Raw genomic sequence first — 14,664 nt, 5'->3', positions numbered from 1 at the left:
ATCACCAGTGGCGAGCGACGGCCCCGCCGCTGGCGGGTCGAGCGCGCGGAGAACGGGCGACGGCCGTGGGGCCGTCGACAGTGAACGGGCGGTGCCGTCACCGGGCCGGCCGGGCGCCGGTCAGTGGATGCCCATCGCTTCGATCTGTTCCTGGTAGCGATTGCGGATGGTGACCTCTGTCACCTGGGCCACGTCGGCGACCTCGCGCTGTGTCTTCTTCTCGTTGCACAGCAGCGAGGCGGCGTAGATGGCGGCGGCGGCGTAGCCCGTGGGCGACTTGCCCGACAGCAGGCCCTTCTCGGCGGTCACGTCGATGATCTCGTTGGCCTTGGCCTGGACCTCCTCGGAGAGCTCCAGCTCGGAGACGAACCGGGGGACGTACTGCTTGGGGTCGACCGGCTCCATCTTCAGGCTGAGTTCCTGGGCGACGTAGCGGTAGGTGCGGCCGATCTCCTTCTGCTCGACGCGGGAGACCTCCGAGACCTCCTCGAGCGAGCGGGGGATGTCCTCCTGGCGGCAGGCGGCGTACAGACAGGCGGTGGCGACGCCCTCGATGGAGCGGCCGCGGATGAGGTCCTCGTCGAGCGCCCGCCGGTAGATGACCGACGCGACCTCGCGGACCGACCGGGGCACGCCCAGCGCGGAGGCCATCCGGTCGATCTCCGAGAGCGCGAACTGGAGGTTGCGCTCGCCGGCGTCCTTGGTTCGGATGCGCTCCTGCCACTTGCGCAGGCGGTGCATCTGGCTGCGCTTCTCCGACGACAGGGAGCGACCGTAGGCGTCCTTGTCCTTCCAGTCGATCTGGGTGGTCAGCCCCTTGTCGTGCATCGTCTGGGTCGTCGGCGCGCCGACCCGCGACTTCTCCTGGCGCTCGCTGTGGTTGAACGCCCGCCACTCGGGCCCGCGGTCGATGTTGCCCTCGTCGATGATCAGTCCGCAGTCCTCGCAGACGATCTCCCCGCCGTCCGCGCTCGTCACGAGCGCGCACGACTCGCACTCGGGACACTGCTGCTGTTCGGCCTGCTCGTCCGCTTGTTCGTCCTCTTTTTCCTCGGACTCCACGCGCTCGCGCTGGCGGCTCGGCCGTTCCATTGTTCTTATATAGACAAATTTTGGGGACATATAAACCCTTCGCCCGACTTCCGTCGCATGTCAGCCGACACAACGTCCGGAAACGCACATATTCGGGGATTCGACGGGCGAGTCCGGAATTCTCGGCGAACTGGTCGGCTGGGAGACACGCGTCCGACATACGGCTGACGGCGGCGTTCGTGGAGTCCGTTCACAGGTTCGTGTTGGGATATCGAGACGATCCGCGGCTGGCCCGGGCCCCGCTCGGGACCCCCGTGCGCACTCGCGGTCACTCGTCGTCACTCGCGGCGCTCGACGAGGAACTTCATGTCGCCGGCGAAGACGGGTTCGTCGTCCTGGTTCGTCAGCTCGCTGTCGAGGACCACGAGCCCGGCGTCGTCGCGGCTGTCGAGTTCGCGGGTCTCGGTCACCTCGAACTCGGCGGAGACGGTGTCGCCGGCGTACACCGGCGCCGGGATGTCCATGTAGTTCATCCCGAGGAAGGCGACGACGCGGCGTTCGAGGAAGCCACACCGGTAGACGAACCCCGTCGCCAGGACGAAGGTCATCGGCCCCTGGGCGATCCGCTCGCCGAACCCGCTGTCGGCGGCGTACTCGGCGTTGGTGTGCAGTTCCGTCCAGTCGCCCGAGAACGCCGAGTGGAGGACGAAGTCCGCCTCCGTGACCGTGCGCCCGACGCTCTCGAAGGTCTGTCCCGCCTCGAACTCCTCGAAGTAGTGGGGCTCGTAACTGTACGGCATGTGGTGCCTGTTAGCACTCCGAACGCTTAATTTCCGAGGGCGGGGGCAGCGCGGAACGTGGCGGTGCAGGGCGGAGCGGGGCGGGACGGGGAACAACGCTTAATCGGGTCGGCGCTCGCATGTGGGGTATGGACGTAGCCGTACTGGGCGCGGGCGCGACGGGGCGCGGGATCGCGCAGTGTTGCGCGGCGGCGGGCCACGGCGTGACCCTCCACGACGACGACGCCAACGTCGTCATGGACGCGGTCGACGCCGTCGAGGCGGGGCTGGACGACGCCGTGGCCGCGGGCGACCTCGCCGTCGACGCGCGCGAGGCGGCCGTCGACCGCATCGAGGCGACCACCGGGCTGGAGGGGGCGGTCGCCGGCGCCGACGTCGTCGTCGAGGCGACCGACGCCGACCGCGACGGGCGACGGGCGCTGTTCGCCGACGTGGAGGAGGCGGTCGACGACGGGACGCTCATCGCCACCAGCGGCGCCGCGGTGTCGGTGACGGCGGTCGCCGCCGGGCTCAGGAACCCCGGCCGCGCCGTCGGCCTGCAGTTCGTCGACCCGCCCGCGGCGCCGCTGGTCGAGGTCGTCGTCGCCGAGCAGACCACGGAGCCGACCCGGGAAGCGGCCGTCTCGTTCGTCGACGGGCTCGGCGGGGAGGCCATCGTCGTCCGGGACACGCCCGGCTTCGCGGCGACGCGGCTGGGGCTGGCGCTGGCCGTCGAAGCCATGACGATGGTCGACGAGCGCGTCGCCGGCGTCGAGGCTATCGACCGCGCGACGACCGCCGGCCACGACCACCCCGTCGGGCCGCTCGCCGCGGCGGACGAACGGGGCCTCGACGCCACGCTCGACGCGCTCGAACACCTCGAAGACGCGCTGGGCGACCGGTTCGCCCCGCCGCCGGTGCTCCGCGCGAAGGTCGCGGCGGGCGAGCTCGGCCGCAAGACCGGTGAGGGGTTCTACGTCTGGGAGGGCGGCGAACCGGTCGAGCCGAGCGAGCCCGACCCGACGCCGGAGTTGCGCGCCGAGAGTCCGGTCGACCCCGGCGACCAGCCCGCGCCGGAGGAGGAACTCGACGGCGACCCGGACGACGGTCCGGTCGGCGGTTCGGACATCGACGGCCCGGACGGCGACCCCGACGAGTTCGGCGGCCCCGCCGGGTCCGGTGAGGGATGAGCGACCGGGGCGGCCGAGGCGGCGACGACGGGAGCGACGGCGGGACTGACGCCGCCGGCGGCGACGAGTGGGACGACGAGCAGTGGGCCGGCGAGGGCGAGGTCCCCGACGACGAGGGATGGTGGGGCGACCGCGAGGTCGACCTGAACGACACCGACGGGCGGGGCGACGACGAGGCGGACCCGGACATGAGCGACCTCTTCGACGAACTCGCCGAGCTGGAGGACAGCGTCGATTCCCACGAGGAACGCGAGCGGGTCCGCGAGACGATGCGGATGGCGCTGGAGGTCCAGGACACGCCCGTGTTCGGCCGCGTCGTCTTCGGGTTCGACCGCAGCGACGCCGCCGAGGCCTTGCTCGGGTCGCTCCTCTTCGGCATCCCGATGTTCGTCGAGGGTGGGACCACCGAGGTCGGCGAATACATCGCGGCGCGTCCGCTCTACTTCCTCGCGACCAACGCGCTGACGGTCGCGCTCGTCGCCGGCATCCTCTACGTCGCGGACTTCCAGGACGTGCGCGTCTACCGCCCGATATTCGGGTTCGTTCCCCGGAAGTTCCTCGGGGTGCTCGCGATCCCCCTGGTGACGGCTGTCGTCGTCATGACCGTCTGGGGCCGGGTCGACTGGACCGACCCCTGGCTCGCGGTCTGCCAGCTCGCCGTCGCGCTCGTCCCGATGGCCATCGGCGCCGCGCTCGGCGACCTCCTGCCGGGATAGGGTCAGTGCTCGACGAACTCGATCAGGACGCCACCCGTGTCCTCGGGGTGGAGGAAGGCGACCTCGTGGCCCCAGGCGCCGGGTCGCGGTTCCTCGTCGATGAGGGCGACCCCCGCGGCGCGGGCGCGGTCGAGCGCGTCGCCGATGTCGTCCGTTCGCAGCGCGAGGTGGTGGATCCCCGCGCCGCGGCTGTCGAGGAAGTTCGGGATCGGCCCCTGGGCGTCGGTCGTCGGTTCGAGCAGTTCGAAGTAGCCGTTCCCCAGGTCGAGGAAGGCCACCCGTAGCTCGCCGAAGGTCTCTTCGTGAGCGACCGAGGCGTTCAGGATCGCTTCGTACTGATCGATGAGCGCGTCGCGGTCGTCGGTCGCGATACCCGCGTGGTCGAACTCCATACCCGGTCTTGGCTCGTTCGCGGCTTAATCCCGGCGTCGGATCGTCGGGGCGGTGTTCGGACGGACGCTGGAGCGGTCGTTTCTGGTCGAGTTGGGTTAGGAAACACGGAGTCGGCAGCGAACGCACTCGACTCGAACGCACTCGACTCGAACGCACTCGACTCGAACGCACTCGACTCGAACGCACTCGACTCGAACGCACTCGACTCGAACGCACTCGACTCGAACGCACGAGACAGCGAGCGGTGAAAGCCCTCGGCGCGCTCGCGGTCGCTGAGCGGGATATCCGCGCTCTCCGCACCGCCCGCTCACGGCAAAACCGTTCGCTTCGAGGCGCACAGCCCCTCGCACCGCGCGGATAGTGCCCGCTCAGGCGACTATCGGCGCGAGCGCGCCTCGCCCTTTCAGTCCACCAGGAACAGCACGGCACCGCAACCGCACCGCGACCGCCCCGCACGGCACTGCAGCGGGCCACGAGCCTCCCCAGCCGATTCGCGACACACGAGTCGCGAATCCCTCGCGCGATTTCGTCGCGGCACGGAGGCCGCGACAGCGCGCGCCGACCGCGCCGCCCACTGCCCGCCTGTAGAGTGCGATCCGTGCGACCGAGCCGACGAACCGCCCGGCTACATCGCGGCGCCGGGCTGGTACTCGCCGAACTCGTCGCGCAGCGTGTCACAGATCTCGCCAGTCGTCGCGTAGGCCTTCACGGCGTCGACGATGTACGGCATGAGGTTCTCCTCGCCGGCCGCGGCGTCGGCGAGCGCCGCCAGCGCCGCGTCGACGGCCTCGTCGTCGCGCTCCTCGCGCACGGATTCGAGCCGCTCGATCTGGGCCCGTTCCTGCTCCTCGGAGACCTCCTCGATGTCGGGGTCCTGGGCGTCCTCCTCGACGGTGTACTCGTTGACGCCGACGATGATCCGCTCCCCGTTCTCGATCTCCTCCTGGCGCTCGTAGGCCACGTCCTGGATCTGGCGCTGGACCCAGCCGTCCTCGATGGACTTGCGCATCCCGCCCCGGGCGTCGACCTCGTCGATGATCTCCCGGGCCTCGGCCTCGACCTCGTCGGTGAGACTCTCGACGTAGTAGCTGCCGCCCAGCGGGTCGATGGTGTCGGCGACGCCCGACTCGTGGGCGAGGATCTGCTGGGTCCGCAGGGCGGTCCGGACGGACTGCTCGGTCGGCAGCGACAGCGCCTCGTCCTTGCCGTTGGTGTGGAGGCTCTGGGTCCCCCCCAGCACCGCCGCCAGCGCCTGGTAGGCCACCCGGACGACGTTGTTCTCGATCTGCTGGGCGGTCAGCGTCGACCCCGCGGTCTGGGTGTGGAACTTCAGCTGCTTGGACTCGGGCTTCTCCGCACCGAACCGCTCCTCCATGATCTCCTTCCACATCCGCCGGGCCGCCCGGAACTTCGCGACCTCCTCGAGGATGTTGTTGTAGGAGGCGAAGAAGAAGGATAGCTGCGGGGCGAACTCGTCGACCGCCAGGCCGGCGTCCTGTGCGGCCTCGACGTACTCGATGCCGTCGGCGAGCGTGAAGGCGATCTCCTGGGCGGCCGTCGAGCCGGCCTCGCGGATGTGATACCCCGAGATGGAGATGGTGTTGAAGCTGGGGACCTCCGCGGCGCAGTACTCGAAGATGTCCGTGATGATGCGCATCGACGGCTCCGGCGGGAAGATGTAGGTGTTGCGGGCGATGTACTCCTTGAGCACGTCGTTCTGGATGGTGCCCCGGAGCTCCTCGCGGTCGACGCCCTGCTGGTCGCCGATGGCGATGTACATGGCCAGCAGCACGCTCGCGGGGGCGTTGATCGTCATCGACGTGGACACCTCGTCTAAGGGGATGCCGTCGAAGACCGTCTCCATGTCCCGCAGCGAGTCGATCGCGACGCCGGCCTTCCCGACCTCGCCGGCGGCCATGCCGGCGTCGGAGTCGTAGCCCATCTGGGTGGGCAGGTCGAACGCCATCGAGAGGCCGGTCTGGCCCTCGTCCATGAGATACTTGAAGCGCTCGTTGGTCTCGCTGGCGGTGCCCATGCCGGCGTACTGGCGCATCGTCCAGAGCCGCCCGCGGTACATCGTCGAGTAGACCCCGCGAGTGTACGGCTCCTCGCCGGGGAACCCCAGGTCCTCCTCGTAGTCCAGATCGGCCACGTCCGCGGGGGTGTAGAGGGGGTCGACCGCCTGGCCGCCGGTGTCGGTCTCGAAGGTGTCCTTCCGCTCGCCGAAGCGGTCGACCGTCGGCCCCCGGGTCTCGGCCTCCCACTCCTCCTTGCCCTCGCGGATGGCCGCGAGGTCGTCGGAGTCGAACATACCCCCGTGTTCGCACGGCGGCCCCTTAGCCGTTGGCTGGTACCGGGCTTCGTGTTCAGTTCGAGTTGCTCGTTGAGTAGTGGTTTCTGTTGGCTGGGTCGTGGAAAGAAGTCGTATCGGAGTGGCCACATTCGACGGTGAGCGTTGAAAGTCCTCGAGGTGCTCGCGGTCGCTGAGGCGGGATATCCGCGCTCTCCGCACCGCCCACTCACGGCAGAGCCGTTCGCTTCGAGGCGCACAGCACCTCGCACCGCGCGGATAGAGACCGCTCAGGCGACTGTCGGCGCGCGCGCCTCGGCCGTTCAGTCCACCGGGAGAGCACGCTCTCCCGAGCCCGCGCTCACACAGTCGCGCGGACACCAGGACCAGCACGGCACCGTGACCGCCCCGCACAGCACCGCAGACGGCCACGACCCTCCCCAGCCGATTCGCTCCTGTCGTCGCTCATCCACCGTCGGAGCAAGCTCCGACGAGCCTTCACACAGTTCACGAAGACCTTGCGCGACCGGTCGCGCGCATGAACGCGCGCCAACGTCAGAGCAAGCTCTGACGGCCCTCGGAATCGCACGCGATTCCGAGACGACAGCGCGCGCCGACCGCACCGCGACACCTCTCACCTGTGCCGAACGCAGTCGGAGGCCGCTCGGGTCACTGGCCGGTCGGGAGCTGGCCGGCGCGGGCGAGGGCGAACATCCCGACGGCGATGACGGCGACGAGGGCGGCGTACGCGCGGAAGACGCCCGAATAGGAGAGGCCGAACTGGTAGAACGTCCCGACGGCGACGCCGCCGGGGGCCTGCATGAGCATCATGACGGCGCTGTAGCCCGAGTAGGCGCTGGCGCGGTTTTCGTCGGGCAGCGAGTCCAGCAGGTAGGCGTCGGCGACGGGGAACAGGCCGTGGATGACCAGGCTCATGACGACGGAGACGGCGGCGACCGCCGCCCAGGAGTCGACGAGCGTGAACGCGAACAGGGTAGCGACGAACCCCGCGAGGATCGCCAGCAGGACCGGGAGGTAGTCGAAGCGGTCGGCCAGCCGGCCGGCGACGACGAACGACGGGACGCCGGCGGCGAAGGTGATCGTCAGCAGGGTGTTGGCGGGACCGGCCGCGATGCCCTTCGCGCCGAGGTAGGTGACGTAGAAGTTGAACACGCCCTGCCAGACGAAGCCCGTGAAGCCGACGAAGACGACGCCCGCGGCGACGAGGCGCCACTGGGCGCGGATCGCCCCCAGCAGGTCGCGGTCGTCGACGCCCGCCTCCGGCAGGTCCGCCCGCCGGACCGCGAGGAGGAAGACGACGGTGACGACCACGGCGAGGACGGCCAGCGCGCGGAAGGAGAGCTGCCACGACCCGCGGGCGATGGCGACCGAGACGAGGAAGGGGGCGGTGACGGCGGCGACCTGCGAGGACATCCCGCGGAGGCCGACCGCCAGGCCCACCCGCTCGGGGTAGAGCTCGCTGACCAGCGGGTTGGCGGCGATGAAGAACACGCCGGAGGCGAGGCCGACGAACAGCGCGCCGGCGACGGTGACGCGGATCGACGGCGAGAACGCGGTAAAGGCCGCCGCGGCGGCGAGGAAGGCGCCCATCCCGGTGATGACGCGGTGGCGCGAGACGAGGGTGAGCAGATACCCTGTCGGCAGGCGCGGGAGCGCGCTCCCGACCCAGACGGCGGTGGCGGCCAGCCCCGCGGTGGCGGGGCTGACCCCCGTGCGGATGAAGTAGTCGACCAGCGGGGCGAACGCGATCCGGCCGAAGTTCACGAGGAAGGAGAACGCGCAGATGGAGACGAACACGCCGGCGCGGCCGCGGGGCTTCGCTGCGGCCGCGGCGGTCGAACCGGACGCGTCGCTCGTGGTCACGGATCACCGTCGCGCCCGCGGTCGGTTTAACCCCGCGCTCGCGGCCGATACTTCCCGTTTGCGGTGCGGTCACAGTGACCGGCGGGGAGCCGGTCCTCGGGGGCCGGCCGACGAGGGACCTGTCCCGCTCGCTACCAAAACGGCGTTCAGCGAACCTTTATTCGCGTAGTGCGTCGATCCGAGTACATGACCCGCCCCGACGTGGTCGCCGTCTGCGGCAGTCGCCGCGACGCCAGTTACACCCGCCGGGCCCTCCGGATCGCGCTCGACGCGGCCGCGGAGGCCGGCGCCGCCACCGAGTTGCTCGACCTGCGGACGGTCGACCTGCCGCCGTTCGACCCCGACGCCGCGGAGGGCGAGGCGGTGATCGAGTTCAAGCGACGCGTCCGCGAGGCCGACGCCGTGATCCTCGGCTCGCCCGTCTACCACGGCTCGTACTCGGCGACGCTGAAGGACGCGCTGGACTACTGCGGCAAGGACGAGTTCACCGATACGACCGTGGGGCTGCTCGCGACCGCCGGCGGGGGGAGCTACGCGAGCACGTTCGACCACCTGCGGACCGTCGTGCGGTCGGTCCACGGCTGGACCGTGCCCACCCAGGTCGGCATCCGCGGCGCCTCCGGCAAGTTCGACGGCGACGCGGTCACCGAACCGGGCCTCGAAGACCGGATCCGACAACTCGGGCGCGAGGTCGCCGCCAACGCGGACGTGGAACCGGCCGCCCGCCGCGAGCGCGGAGTCGCGGTTCCCGCCGATTGCGACGACTGAGAGCACCGGGTGACAACGGCGTCGGCCGTTTTAAATCAGGTCGAGCGTCCGCAGCGTCCGCTCCAGCTGGACTTCCTCCTCCTCGCTCATCCGCTGGAGCGGCCGCCGCATCGGCCCGGGGTCGAAGTCGACCTCGGGGTGCAGGTCCAGCGCGGACTTGACGCCGCCCAGATAGGGGCCCTGGTCGATGGCCTTCCACACGTCGAACACGCGGCTCTGCAGTTCGCGGGCGCGGCTCTCGTCGCCGTCGACGTACGACTCGTACAGCTCGACGGTCATCTCCGGGAAGACGTTCGAGACAGCGCTGACGAGGCCCGTACAGCCGATCTCCAGTTCGGCAAAGAGCAGCGAGTCGAGGCCGGCGAGGTAGGTGAGCTCGGGGTGGCGGTCGATGGCCTGGCCGAGCCACGCCACGTCGCCGCTGGAGTCCTTGACGCCGACGATCCCCTCGATGGTCGCCAGCCGGTCCAGCGTGTCCAGGTCGAGCTTGTTGCCCATCCGGGCGGGGAAGTGGTAGATGTACACCGGGATGTCGACGGCGTCGGTGACCTCCTCGTAGTGTTCCACGATGGCATCGCTGTCGATGGGGTAGTAGTAGGGGATGCCGACGACGACGGCGTCGGCACCCGCGTTCTCGGCGTCGCGGGAGTAGGAGACGGTGTTGCGGGTGCTGGGGGCGCTGACGCCGGCGATCACGGGGACCTCGTCGCCGACCTCGTCGACGACGGCCTCGATGACCGCCTCGCGCTCGTCGGGCTTGAGCATCGGGAACTCCCCGTTGGTCCCCAGCGGGAAGACGCCGTGGACCCCCCGGTCCACCACGAACCGCGCGTGTGCGGCCGTCGCGTCCAGCGCCAGCTCCTCCTCGTCGGTGAAGGCGGTGATCGTCGGCGGGATCACCCCGTGTATCGATACGTCGTGCGTCGGGCCAGTGTTCGCCATCTGTCGATCACTGCACGACCCGCGAATATGAACCTGTCGCCACAGGTCAGTATTCGCACCGTTCGATCGGGGCGAACGGCCGTTCAGACGACGGAGTCGGGGTCGGGGAGGTCGGCCATCCCGCCGGCGCGGGTGGTCGCGGCGGCGGCGACGGCGTTGGCGCGGTCGAGGACAGCGGCCAGGTCGCGCTCGCCGCCGGCCAGCGCGTCGACGACGCCGGCGGTGAAGGCGTCGCCGGCGCCGGTGGTGTCGACGGCGTCGACGGCGAACCCCTCGTGAGACGCGTCGGCGGGGCCCCACGGCGCGTCGGCCGTCGCACGCGCGGCCGCGCCGCCCTCGCCGAGCGTCAGGAAGACCGTGTGGGGTCCCCGCTCGTGGAGTTGCGACGCCACCGCGTCGATGTCGTCGGTGTCGCCCTCGACGCCCGCGGGGCCGAGGTCCTCGGGGGAGGCCTTGACCGCGTCGACCGCGGGGAGGACCCGGTCGACCTGTGCGGCGAAGTCGGCGTCGGTCCACAGCTCGGGCCGGGCGTTCAGGTCGAAGACGACGGTGCAGTCGCGGTCGTTCGCGCGGTCGACGAGGTCGACGATCGCCGCCCGAGAGGGGTCGCTGGCGAGGGGGACGCTGCCGACGACGACCCACTCGACGGCGTCGAGGGCGTCGTCGGGGACGCGGCCGGATTCGAGGCGGGTGTCGGCGGTGCCGTCGCGGTAGAAGGTAAAGCGGGGGCCGCTCGTCGGGTCGCCGCTGACGAACGCGAGCGTGGTCTTGGCGGAGGGGTCCCGTTCGACGAAGCGGTCGGGGACGCCGCGGTCGGCGAGCGTCTCGGCGAGGAAGTCGCCGAACGGGTCGGTCCCGACGCGGGTCCAGAACCAGGTGGGGCGGTCCAGTTGAGCGAGGCGGACGGCGACGTTGGCGGGGGCGCCGCCGGGCCGGCGGGCGAACTCCTCGGTGGCCGCAAGCGGGGTCGCCGAATCCGGCAGGAAGTCGACGAGCGTCTCGCCGGCGACGAGTACGTCGGGCATGGCCGGGGCTACCGGGGCGGCGACGAAAAAGCGCGGGGGTCGCGAGCGGCGGCGGCGCAGTCTGACGGGTCGGGGCGTCGCGGGGACCGCGGCGGGCGGTCAGCCGGCCGGTGTAGAACTGCGGTCGCCGGTCGGCCGGACGGCGCCGCGGTGGACCGTCACTCCGGCGGTTCGTAGTCGGTGTCGGTGCTGGCCTGGGTGAGCCCGGTCATGATGGTACCGGTCGCGACGCTGGTGTTGCGGGCGTAGTCCAGCGCTTGCTGGTCGGGGTCGGGCCAGTCGAAGTCGCGGACGTTGCCCCAGGCGCCGGACAGCGACTGGGCGAACACGAAGTCCGGCAGATAGAAGTTGTAGTACTGCGCGCAGGTGCGGTACAGCTCCAGCACCCGCTCCTCGGAGTTGCCCGGCTGGCGGATCGCCTGGACGACCTCGAACATGTCGACCTCGCGGCCGTTCTCCAGGTCGGGGTTGATGCCGGCCTCGTCGGGCGCCTCGATGGAGCCGACCTCCTCGGGTAGCTCGACGTGGACGGGCTTGTTCTGGGTGTCGCGGTCGTCCTCCTCGGTGAGCCGGAAGACGCTGCTGGCGGTGGGGCTGCCGCCCAGCAGGGCCTCGCCCCACCAGGCGCCCCGGTCGTTGTACTTGCCGAAGATCGTGTCGGTGTCCGACCAGAACAGCGACGTGTCGAAGTTCAGGCCGTCGCCCTCGGGGTTGAGGTTGTTCGACCACGTCGAGAACCCCTGCGTCGAGAGGTTCACGCCGAAGCCCCAGTTAGAGAGGTTCGCCCGGATGGTCTGGGAGCCCTGGACGTAGCTGTTGTTGCCCGACTGGGCCATCAGGTCGATCTGCGCGGTGTTCCCGTTGGGGTCGACCCACTGGCCGCCCTGCTTGCTGTAGCCCGCCCGCCGCATGTACTGGTTGGCGTTGTCGAGGTTCTGCTCGCGCGAGTAGGTGTGCAGGCTGTCGAGGAACTCCTCGGAGAACGTCGACTCGTTCTCCGAGTCCATCAGGAACGTGTCGTAGGAGGTCGTGATGCCCGTCTCCTTCCCCCAGCCGTTGGCGACGACGGCGTTCCAGTCGACCGCCTCGACCAGCGCGCGGCGGACCCACAGCCGCTGGAGGTGCTGGTTGTGCCAGTTCATCAGCCACTGGGTGCCGAGCGTGGCGTTGAGCCACCGCGACAGCTCCTGTGCGTGGTCGGGGAGCATCTCGCGGCTGAAATCGGAGTTGGGCGTGACGGCGCCGCCGTTCATGTCGAGCGAGCCGTTCGACGCGAGCGTCTGCCGCCGGCTGGAGTCAGCCCAGAAGATCTCCAGCTTCTCGACGTTCGTGTGGCCGGCGTTGGGGTGGTCGTCGTCCTTGCGGAGGACCATCGACTCCGACCCCACGTCGTCCATGGACTCGAGGACGTACATCCCCGAACCCCAGCCGTTCTCCTGGATCCGCTGGAGGGTGATGCGGTCGCTCCCCACCTCGTCGCTGATCTGCGAGACCTGGTCCGCGGAGCTGGCGTCCTCGTAGCGCTCGTGGTACGGCTCCGTGAAGTCGGGGTGCATCGGGTAGTTGAACAGGAGGCCGGTCGCCGTGTCCTCGAGGATGGGCCTGGCGACGGGGTTGGGTTCCTGTTCCGGGACCGACCCCTTGTCGTACCAGCCGTGGCGGACCCACTGTTCCTCGGCCTCCTCGTTGAACGTCTGGCCCTCGGTGAACGCGTTCCCGTTGAAATACCACGCCACGTGGTTGTGCGTGACCAGCGTCGGCGCGTCGTAGGGGTCGCCGTTCCACCACGACGCCCGGTCGTCGTACGTCTGGCGCCAGTCGTAGGGCTCCTCGACCGACCAGTCCTCGATCCACGTCATCAGCTCGACCTCCTCGTGGTCGGGCTTGTGCGGCGTCGGCACCGTCGTCCCGCTGTAGGCGTTGTCGGGGATGTGGACGTTGTTGAGCCCGTTGAGCTCGAAGAGGAACCTGTCCCCGGTGGTGTTGTCCTGCGGGGTCCACGGGTTCGCGTCGAACACGTCCGGCGAGTTGTTGGCCGCCACCCGGATCGTGTCGGTGACCGCCTGGCGGTCGGTCGCGGTCTCGCTGCCCTCGGAGTCGGTCGGCGTACTCCCGCCGTCCCCCCCGTCCCCGCCGTCCCCGGACTCGGTGTCGGCCGGGTCGGAACCGCCCCCGCCGTCGGTCGGCGTGCCCTCGCCGCCCCCGCTCGGGCACCCGGCCACGCCGGCCGCACTCAGGCCGGCGAGTATCTGCGCGTACTGTCTCCGTGACAGGTCCGAACCACTGCCAGTGTGATCGCGTGGCATACACCACTCGACCAGCGTCGCATATATAATGGTTTCCCACGTTATCGTAACAGATTCTACCGTTCTAAATCCGAACGCGCTAATATACGGAAGATACGAGCTACAGATGGAGAATCCGTTCGTACTTATATCACAGTTTCATCGCCGATACTGTTTGCCAATAGAGAACAAACGACGTTCGGCGCCCGAGAGGGTCGCGGAAACGGGGCCGTGTCCCTGGTTTCCCGCGAGGCTGACGCTACGGCCCCACCGCGTCGCGGCGGCGGCGGTGGCCCCCGCTACGATCCCCCGTCGGCCTGCCGTCGCCGACCGGACGGGGGTTCAACGCATCGGAACAGGTGGGAAGTTTTCCACTATAGCTGGATGAGGGATTCCCGATACCGGGGCCGGATCGGGGCCCGTAGCGTCGTATCAGCGTCGATTCGTCCGTTCGCCTCGTTTCCAGCATGAGTGGATCGGGTCTGCGAGGTATCGAGCCGGCACGCGGACGGACACGCCCATGTCGATGCGGGTGGAACCGGCGGCCATGGGAACGACCGAGTTCGACTTCGCGGGCGAGACGGCGCTGGTCACCGGCGGGAGTTCCGGCATCGGTCGGGCGCTGGCGCTTTCGTTCGCCGACGCCGGCGCGACGGTCGTCGTCGCCGACAGGCGGGAGGCCCCGCGGGGCGACGACGCGGCGGCCCCGACCCACGAGGCGGTCGAGCGCGACGGCGGCCGCGCCGCGTTCGTCGAGACGGACGTGTCCGACCCGGCGCAGGTCCGGACGGCCGTCGAGGCGACCCGCGAGTTCGGCGGCGTCGACGTGATGGTCAACAACGCCGGCGTCCACCTGACCGAGTCGGTGCTCGACATCGACCCCGAGCAGTTCGACCGACTGCACGCCGTCAACGTCGGCGGCTGTCTGTTCGGCTGTCGGGCCGCCGCCCGTGACATGCGCGAGCGGGGCGTCGACGGCTGCATCCTGAACATGTCCTCCATCTCGGCGACGATGGCCAAGCCCGAGCAGATCGGCTACGAGTCGACCAAGGGCGCGATCCGGATGATCACCCGCAGCGCGGCGCTGGAGCTGGCACCCGACATCAGGGTCAACGCGGTCGCGCCCGGGCGGACGGCCACCGCGTTCGGGGACAGTTCGGCCGCCGAGAAGCGCCGCTCGGTCGAGGCCGGCGACCTGCTGAAACCGATCCCGATGGGCCGGGCCGGGACTGTCGACGACGTGACCGGCGCCGCCCTGTTCCTCGCCAGCGACGCCGCCGGCTACGTCACCGGCGAGACCGTCCACGTCGACGGCGGCTACCAGGTGGTCTGAGCGACCGCCGGGAGGCCGACGGTCGCT

13 protein-coding genes are annotated in these 14,664 nt (G+C 70.0%); 5 read left to right on the top strand and 8 right to left on the bottom strand.

What is annotated here, in order from left to right; all coding sequences use genetic code 11:
* Positions 1 to 120: 120 nt before the first annotated feature.
* A complete protein-coding gene (locus tag ACMGFG_RS00260; RefSeq protein ID WP_436928345.1) occupies positions 121 to 1,092 on the bottom strand; it encodes a transcription initiation factor IIB in 972 nt (323 codons plus the stop codon).
* A gap of 278 nt (positions 1,093 to 1,370) precedes the next feature.
* Positions 1,371 to 1,832 (bottom strand): MaoC/PaaZ C-terminal domain-containing protein, encoded by a 462-nt coding sequence (locus ACMGFG_RS00255; protein WP_436928344.1) that lies wholly within the window; start codon positions 1,830 to 1,832, stop codon positions 1,371 to 1,373.
* 128 nt (positions 1,833 to 1,960) lie between these two features.
* On the opposite strand from ACMGFG_RS00255, the gene ACMGFG_RS00250 reads away from it, so the two are divergent.
* Both ACMGFG_RS00250 and ACMGFG_RS00245 read left to right on the top strand, forming a co-directional pair.
* Positions 1,961 to 3,001, top strand: coding sequence for a 3-hydroxyacyl-CoA dehydrogenase family protein (locus tag ACMGFG_RS00250; protein ID WP_436928343.1), 1,041 nt, complete (start codon positions 1,961 to 1,963; stop codon positions 2,999 to 3,001).
* Positions 2,998 to 3,717, top strand: coding sequence for a DUF2391 family protein (locus ACMGFG_RS00245; RefSeq protein WP_436928342.1), 720 nt, complete (start codon positions 2,998 to 3,000; stop codon positions 3,715 to 3,717). The genes ACMGFG_RS00250 and ACMGFG_RS00245 overlap by 4 nt, the downstream gene beginning before the upstream one ends.
* Before the next feature lie 2 nt (positions 3,718 to 3,719).
* Here the strand turns inward: ACMGFG_RS00245 and mce are convergent, their stop codons facing one another.
* Entirely contained in the window at positions 3,720 to 4,109 is a 390-nt protein-coding gene (gene mce / locus ACMGFG_RS00240) for a methylmalonyl-CoA epimerase (protein WP_436928341.1), read from the bottom strand.
* Between the two features lie 8 nt (positions 4,110 to 4,117).
* On the opposite strand from mce, the gene ACMGFG_RS00235 reads away from it, so the two are divergent.
* Entirely contained in the window at positions 4,118 to 4,471 is a 354-nt protein-coding gene (locus tag ACMGFG_RS00235; RefSeq protein ID WP_436928340.1) for a pentapeptide repeat-containing protein, read from the top strand.
* Positions 4,472 to 4,735: 264 nt separating this feature from the next.
* Here ACMGFG_RS00235 and ACMGFG_RS00230 read toward each other — a convergent pair whose 3' ends face one another.
* Together ACMGFG_RS00230 and ACMGFG_RS00225 are read right to left on the bottom strand one after the other, a co-directional pair.
* Positions 4,736 to 6,421, bottom strand: a complete 1,686-nt coding sequence (locus ACMGFG_RS00230; RefSeq protein ID WP_436928339.1) for an acyl-CoA mutase large subunit family protein — start codon at positions 6,419 to 6,421, stop codon at positions 4,736 to 4,738.
* Between the two features lie 648 nt (positions 6,422 to 7,069).
* Positions 7,070 to 8,284 carry an MFS transporter gene (locus tag ACMGFG_RS00225; protein WP_436928338.1) on the bottom strand — a complete coding sequence of 405 codons (1,215 nt, stop codon included), beginning with the start codon at positions 8,282 to 8,284 and terminating at the stop codon, positions 7,070 to 7,072.
* A 186-nt stretch (positions 8,285 to 8,470) separates the two neighbouring features.
* Here ACMGFG_RS00225 and ACMGFG_RS00220 point away from each other — a divergent pair, with 186 nt between their 5' ends.
* Complete coding sequence (locus ACMGFG_RS00220) at positions 8,471 to 9,052, top strand: NADPH-dependent FMN reductase (protein ID WP_436928337.1); 582 nt, start codon at positions 8,471 to 8,473, stop codon at positions 9,050 to 9,052.
* A 30-nt stretch (positions 9,053 to 9,082) separates the two neighbouring features.
* On the opposite strand, the gene ACMGFG_RS00215 is transcribed toward ACMGFG_RS00220, so the two are convergent.
* The 3 genes from ACMGFG_RS00215 to ACMGFG_RS00205 all read right to left on the bottom strand — a co-directional run bounded on the left by ACMGFG_RS00215 (position 9,083) and on the right by ACMGFG_RS00205 (position 13,325).
* On the bottom strand, positions 9,083 to 9,994 hold the full coding sequence (locus ACMGFG_RS00215) for a dihydrodipicolinate synthase family protein (RefSeq protein WP_436928336.1): 912 nt from the start codon (positions 9,992 to 9,994) through the stop codon (positions 9,083 to 9,085).
* An 83-nt stretch (positions 9,995 to 10,077) separates the two neighbouring features.
* Positions 10,078 to 11,019 carry a carbohydrate kinase family protein gene (locus tag ACMGFG_RS00210; RefSeq protein WP_436928335.1) on the bottom strand — a complete coding sequence of 314 codons (942 nt, stop codon included), beginning with the start codon at positions 11,017 to 11,019 and terminating at the stop codon, positions 10,078 to 10,080.
* A 158-nt stretch (positions 11,020 to 11,177) separates the two neighbouring features.
* Positions 11,178 to 13,325 carry a periplasmic substrate-binding domain-containing protein gene (locus ACMGFG_RS00205; RefSeq protein ID WP_436928334.1) on the bottom strand — a complete coding sequence of 716 codons (2,148 nt, stop codon included), beginning with the start codon at positions 13,323 to 13,325 and terminating at the stop codon, positions 11,178 to 11,180.
* 526 nt (positions 13,326 to 13,851) lie between these two features.
* On the opposite strand from ACMGFG_RS00205, the gene ACMGFG_RS00200 reads away from it, so the two are divergent.
* On the top strand, positions 13,852 to 14,637 hold the full coding sequence (locus tag ACMGFG_RS00200) for an SDR family NAD(P)-dependent oxidoreductase (RefSeq protein ID WP_436928333.1): 786 nt from the start codon (positions 13,852 to 13,854) through the stop codon (positions 14,635 to 14,637).
* The last annotated feature ends 27 nt before the right edge of the window (positions 14,638 to 14,664 follow it).

Source organism: Halosimplex halobium (assembly GCF_051414055.1).
GTDB lineage: Archaea > Halobacteriota > Halobacteria > Halobacteriales > Haloarculaceae > Halosimplex > Halosimplex halobium.
Note: the sequence above shows the minus strand (reverse complement) of the source record. Positions and strands in the feature narration are given on the sequence as shown.

Bases quoted from the DNA above. Each gene is read 5' to 3' on its own strand.
- ACMGFG_RS00260 (WP_436928345.1), bottom strand. From the start codon at position 1,092: ATGGAACGGCCGAGCCGCCAGCGCGAGCGCGTGGAGTCCGAGGAAAAA.
- ACMGFG_RS00255 (WP_436928344.1), bottom strand. From the start codon at position 1,832: ATGCCGTACAGTTACGAGCCCCACTACTTCGAGGAGTTCGAGGCGGGA.
- ACMGFG_RS00250 (WP_436928343.1), top strand. From the start codon at position 1,961: ATGGACGTAGCCGTACTGGGCGCGGGCGCGACGGGGCGCGGGATCGCG.
- ACMGFG_RS00245 (WP_436928342.1), top strand. From the start codon at position 2,998: ATGAGCGACCGGGGCGGCCGAGGCGGCGACGACGGGAGCGACGGCGGG.
- mce (WP_436928341.1), bottom strand. From the start codon at position 4,109: ATGGAGTTCGACCACGCGGGTATCGCGACCGACGACCGCGACGCGCTC.
- ACMGFG_RS00230 (WP_436928339.1), bottom strand. From the start codon at position 6,421: ATGTTCGACTCCGACGACCTCGCGGCCATCCGCGAGGGCAAGGAGGAG.
- ACMGFG_RS00220 (WP_436928337.1), top strand. From the start codon at position 8,471: ATGACCCGCCCCGACGTGGTCGCCGTCTGCGGCAGTCGCCGCGACGCC.
- ACMGFG_RS00215 (WP_436928336.1), bottom strand. From the start codon at position 9,994: ATGGCGAACACTGGCCCGACGCACGACGTATCGATACACGGGGTGATC.
- ACMGFG_RS00210 (WP_436928335.1), bottom strand. From the start codon at position 11,019: ATGCCCGACGTACTCGTCGCCGGCGAGACGCTCGTCGACTTCCTGCCG.
- ACMGFG_RS00205 (WP_436928334.1), bottom strand. From the start codon at position 13,325: ATGCCACGCGATCACACTGGCAGTGGTTCGGACCTGTCACGGAGACAG.
- ACMGFG_RS00200 (WP_436928333.1), top strand. From the start codon at position 13,852: ATGGGAACGACCGAGTTCGACTTCGCGGGCGAGACGGCGCTGGTCACC.